General features: G+C 67.9%; 5 protein-coding genes. 4 read left to right on the top strand and 1 reads right to left on the bottom strand.

Features of this window, described 5'->3' with window-relative positions; translation table 11 throughout:
- The first annotated feature begins 56 nt into the window (after positions 1-56).
- From ACDELDRAFT_RS19210 to mnhG, 4 genes are read left to right on the top strand one after another with little or no spacing between them, the layout of a single operon-like run.
- The gene (locus ACDELDRAFT_RS19210) at positions 57-1,787 is read left to right on the top strand and encodes a monovalent cation/H+ antiporter subunit D (RefSeq protein WP_040329922.1); all 1,731 of its coding nucleotides are present in this window, start codon (positions 57-59) and stop codon (positions 1,785-1,787) included.
- On the top strand, positions 1,784-2,272 hold the full coding sequence (locus ACDELDRAFT_RS19215) for a Na+/H+ antiporter subunit E (RefSeq protein WP_005799698.1): 489 nt from the start codon (positions 1,784-1,786) through the stop codon (positions 2,270-2,272). Before ACDELDRAFT_RS19210 ends, ACDELDRAFT_RS19215 begins: the two co-directional genes overlap by 4 nt.
- On the top strand, positions 2,269-2,550 hold the full coding sequence (locus ACDELDRAFT_RS19220) for a K+/H+ antiporter subunit F (protein ID WP_005799699.1): 282 nt from the start codon (positions 2,269-2,271) through the stop codon (positions 2,548-2,550). The genes ACDELDRAFT_RS19215 and ACDELDRAFT_RS19220 overlap by 4 nt, the downstream gene beginning before the upstream one ends.
- A complete protein-coding gene (gene mnhG / locus ACDELDRAFT_RS19225; RefSeq protein ID WP_005799700.1) occupies positions 2,547-2,918 on the top strand; it encodes a monovalent cation/H(+) antiporter subunit G in 372 nt (123 codons plus the stop codon). Before ACDELDRAFT_RS19220 ends, mnhG begins: the two co-directional genes overlap by 4 nt.
- A 90-nt stretch (positions 2,919-3,008) precedes the next feature.
- Here the strand turns inward: mnhG and ACDELDRAFT_RS19230 are convergent.
- Positions 3,009-4,814 (bottom strand): hydantoinase B/oxoprolinase family protein (locus ACDELDRAFT_RS19230; protein WP_005799701.1); only part of this gene is annotated, 1,806 nt, incomplete at its 5' end.

A 4,814-nucleotide genomic window follows, 5' to 3' on the forward strand; every position in this document is an offset into this window, starting at 1 on the left:
CGCACCCCAGCGTGCGCCCGCACCGGCGCTTCCTGGCCCGCCCGCCGCGCTCCATGATGCAGACAGCCCTCGCACTCCTGGAGCAGGTCACTTCGGCATTGATGCCGCACCTGATGCTGGCCCCCATTGCCCTGCCCATGCTCACCGCGGCGCTCATGCTGCTGATGCGCGAGGAACAGCAGCGCCTGAAGCTCACGCTCAACATCCTCTCCACGGCGCTCGGGCTGCTGGTGGCCCTGGCCCTGCTCGTATGGTCCGACCAGCCGGGCGCCACCAGCAGCATGGGGGTGTACCTGGCGGCCAACTGGCAGGCGCCCTTCGGCATCGTGCTGGCGCTCGACCGCCTCTCGGCCATGATGCTGGTGCTGACCAGCTTGGTGGCACTGGCCTCGATCGTGTTCGCGGGGGCCCGCTGGCACCGTGCCGGAGTGCACTACCACCCGCTGTTCCAGTTCCAGCTCATGGGTCTGGCGGGGGCGTTTCTCACGGCCGACCTGTTCAACCTGTTCGTGTTCTTCGAGATCATGCTGGCCGCGTCCTACGGCCTGCTGCTGCACGGCTCGGGGCGCCCGCGCGTGCAGGCCGGACTGCATTACATCGCCATCAACCTGGCGGCGTCGTCGTTGTTCCTCGTGGGCGTGTCGATGCTCTACGGCATCACGGGCACCCTGAACATGGCCGACCTGGCGCAGAACATTCCGCTGGTGGCCGCGGCCGACCGTGGCCTGTTGCATGCAGCGGCGGCAATTTTGGCCACGGCCTTTCTCATCAAGGCGGCGATCTGGCCACTCAACTTCTGGCTGGTGCCGGCCTACAGCGCGGCGACGGCGCCCGTGGGCGCACTGTTTGCGCTGATGACCAAGGTGGGCGTTTACACCATCCTGCGGCTGTGGACTCTGCTGTTCAGCAGCGAGGCCGGCGCCTCGGCGTTGTTCGGCAGCCTATGGCTGATCGGCGGCGGCATGCTGACCATGGCCTTTGGCGCGGTAGGCATGCTGGGCTCGCAGCGCCTGTCGCACCTGGCCGGGTTTGCCGCCATCGTCTCGTCCGGCACCCTGCTGGCGGCGGCGGGCTTTGGCCAGAACCTGCTCACGGCTAGCCTGCTGTATTACCTGCCCAGCTCCACGCTGGCCATCAGCGCCCTGTTCCTCACCGCCGATCTGATCGACCGCTGGCGCAACGACGGCGCGAGCTACGCCCCTTTCGAGCGTAGCGACAACGCCCCCTTCCTGAACGCCGAACTCGTCCCCACCGAAGGCCTGAACCTCGATGCGGACGAAGAAGTGCTGATCGGCCGCGTGATCCCCGCTGCCGCAGCCATGCTGGGCCTGGCCTTTCTGGTGTGCACGCTGGTGATTGCCGGCATGCCGCCGCTGTCGGGCTTTGTCGGCAAGGTGGCCATGCTCAGCGCACTGCTCAACCCGATGGGGCTGTCGTCGTCGGCCGGCGCCCGCCTGGGCGCGCCCGGGTGGATGCTGTTCGCCTTGATGATCGCCACGGGCCTGCTGGCACTGATCGCCCTCACGCGCGCGGGCATCCGCCACTTCTGGGCCACCCACGATCGCGCCGCGCCGCAGTTGCGCGTGCTCGAAGGCCTGCCCATTGCAATGCTGCTGACTGCCTGCGTGGCGCTGACGGTGATGGCCGGGCCGGTGATGCGCTTCACCCAGGCCACCGCCGACGCGCTGCATTCACCCGGTACCTACATCCGTGCCGTGATGCAGGCACGGCCCATAGCCAGCCCTTCGGCGCCCGCTGGCGCCGGCCAGCCACCGGAGGCGCCATGAAGCGCCTCCTGCCCGCGCCACTGCTGTCGGCCGCACTGTTCGTGCTGTGGCTGCTGCTGAATCGCTCGGTCAGCCCGGGGCAGCTGCTGCTGGCGCTGGCGCTGGCCTGGCTGATTCCCCTGCTCACGCGAGGCCTGCGCCCGCTGCCGGTGCGTATCCGCCGCCCCGGCGTGGCGCTGCGGCTCGGCATCACCGTCCTGGCAGACAGCCTGTCGTCCAATCTGGCCGTGGCGCGGCTGCTGCTTTTTCCCGGGCGCCGGCGCCATGACGCGGCTTTTGTGCTCATTCCGCTGGACCTGCGCGACCCCAACGCACTGGCCGTGCTGGCCATGATCGTCTGCATCACGCCCGGCACCTCGTGGGCCGAGCTGTCGCTCGACCGGTCGATGCTGATGCTGCACGCGCTGGAAGTGGAAGACCCGCAGGCCCTGGTCGACCATGTCAAGCAGCACTACGAGCGCCCGCTGATGGAGATCTTCGAATGACCCACCCCATCCTCTCGTGGGCGCTGCCCACGGCCTTGGGCATGCTGGTGCTGGCCATGGTGTTGGCCCTGTTGCGGCTGCTCAAGGGCCCCTCCGCGCAGGACCGCATCCTGGCGCTCGACTTCATGTACCTCACCGGCATGCTGCTGATGCTGGTACTGGGCATCCTCTACGGCAGCAGCACCTATTTCGAGGCGGCGCTGCTGATCGCGCTGTTCAGCTTCGTGGGCTCGACCGCCATGGCGAAGTTCCTGCTGCGCGGAGAGGTGATCGAATGACCGGCACCCCGTTGCCGCTCTGGGCCGAGATCGCCATTGCCGCACTGGTGCTGGCGGGCGCGGCGATTGCGCTGCTGGGCGCCTGGGGGTTGCTGCGCCTTCCGGGCTTTTTCGAGCGCGTACACGCGCCCTCCATCGTGGCCACGCTGGGTTGCTGGTGCGTCACGGGCGCCACGCTCGTTTATTTTTCGCTGCAGGGGCACGGCCTGGCGGTGCATGCGGTGCTGATCGCTCTGTTCGTGGCCATCACGGTGCCGGTCACCAACATCTTCCTCATGCGCGCGGCGCTGTTCCGCGCTCGGCGCAGTGGCAAGGATGTGCCGCCCAGCCTCAGCCGCGCCGCTGCGGCACGCGAGCGCGATTCATAGCCGCTGCGCGCCACACCCCTCTGCTACGTTAGTCATAGCTGCTCGCGCTTGCGGCACAAGCGCAAGAGGCACATTTCATGCTGAAAGCGCCTACGCAGCACCAAACCCGCCGCCCCCCGGGGTGTGGATCTCGAACACATCGCCCGGCTGCATCTCGGCCTGGCCGATGTGGTCCAGCAGCTCTGCCCGGCCACTGGCGCGCACCACCTTGTTGATGCCCGGTGCACCGGCCTTGCCGCCTGCCATGCCGAACGCGCCGTGGTGGCGGCCGTTGGAGAGAATGCTGGCCGTCATCGGTTCCAGAAAACGGATACGGCGCACGCCGCCGTTGCCGCCCGCCCAGCGCCCGGCCCCGCCGGAATGGGCGCGGATGGCGTAGCTGTCCAGCCGCACCGGAAAGCGGAACTCGAGGATCTCCGGGTCGGTCAGGCGCGAATTGGTCATGTGGGTCTGCACCACGCTCGTGCCGGCAAAACCGCCCACCAGGGCCCCCGCATCGTCGAACACCCCGCCCGCGCCGCTGCCGCCGGAAATGGTTTCGTAATACTGGTAGTTCGCGTTGCCAAACGTGAAGTTGTTCATGGTGCACTGGCTGGCCGCCATCACGCCCAGGGCGCCCAGCAAGGCGTTGGTGATGCAGGTCGAGGTTTCCACGTTGCCCGCCACCACCGATGCCGGCGGACACGGGTTGAGCATGGAGCCGGGCGGAATGATCACGTTCAGCGGCTTGAGGCAGCCCGCGTTGAGCGGGATGTCGTCGTCCACCAGCGAGCGGAACACGTACAGCACCGCCGCCATGCACACCGCCGTGGGCGCGTTGAAGTTATTGGTCTGCTGGGCGCTGGTGCCGGTGAAGTCGATCTCGGCGCTGCGGCGGGCGGCATCCACCCGCACGGCCACGCTGATCTGCGCGCCGTTGTCGAGGGGCAGCGTGAATGCGCCGTCCTTCAGGCGTGTGATGGCGCGGCGCACCGACTCTTCGGCGTTGTCCTGCACATGGCCCATGTAGGCCTGCACCACGGGCAGGCTGAACTGCTGCACCATCTTGCGCAGCTCCTGCACACCCTTTTCGTTGGCGGCGATCTGCGCCTTCAGGTCAGCCAGGTTCTGCTGGGGGTTGCGGCTCGGGTATTCGCCGCTTGCGAGCAGATCGAGAATCTCGCGCTCGCGTAGCCGGCCGCGATCGACGAGCTTGAAGTTGTTGATCTGCACGCCCTCTTCCTCGATGCGCGTGGAAAACGGCGGCATCGAGCCCGGCGTGGTGCCGCCCACATCGGCGTGGTGGCCGCGGCTGCCCACGTAGAAGGTGGGCCGCGCATCGCCTTCGATGTACACCGGCGTGATCACCGTGATGTCGGGCAGGTGCGTGCCGCCGTGGTAGGGGTCGTTGAGCACGTACACGTCGCCGGGCTGCATCGTGGCGCCGTTCTCGCGGATCACCGTCTTGATGCTCTCGCCCATCGAGCCCAGGTGCACCGGCATGTGGGGCGCGTTGGCGATCAGGTGGCCTTCGGCGTCGAACAGCGCGCAACTGAAGTCCAGCCGCTCCTTGATGTTGACCGAATAGGCCGTGTTCTGCAGCTGCAGCCCCATCTGCTCGGCGATGTTCATGAACAGGTTGTTGAACACCTCCAGCAGCACCGGGTCGACGGTGGTGCCAGCCGCATATTGCGCAGCGCGCGGCACGCGGCGGTCCAGCACCAGATGGTCCAGGTCGGTCAGCCGCGCTTCCCAGCCGGGCTCGACCACCGTGGTGGCATTCTTCTCGGCAATGATCGCCGGGCCGGGGATCACGTCGCCGGGGCGCAGATCCTCACGCACCACCAGCGCGGCGTCGTGCCACGCGGGGGTGCCATCGGTGGCCACGGTGTACATGCGCACGGTGCTGCGGCGCGG

Origin of the sequence: Acidovorax delafieldii 2AN (genome assembly GCF_000175235.1) — a bacterium.
GTDB lineage: Bacteria > Pseudomonadota > Gammaproteobacteria > Burkholderiales > Burkholderiaceae_C > Acidovorax > Acidovorax delafieldii_B.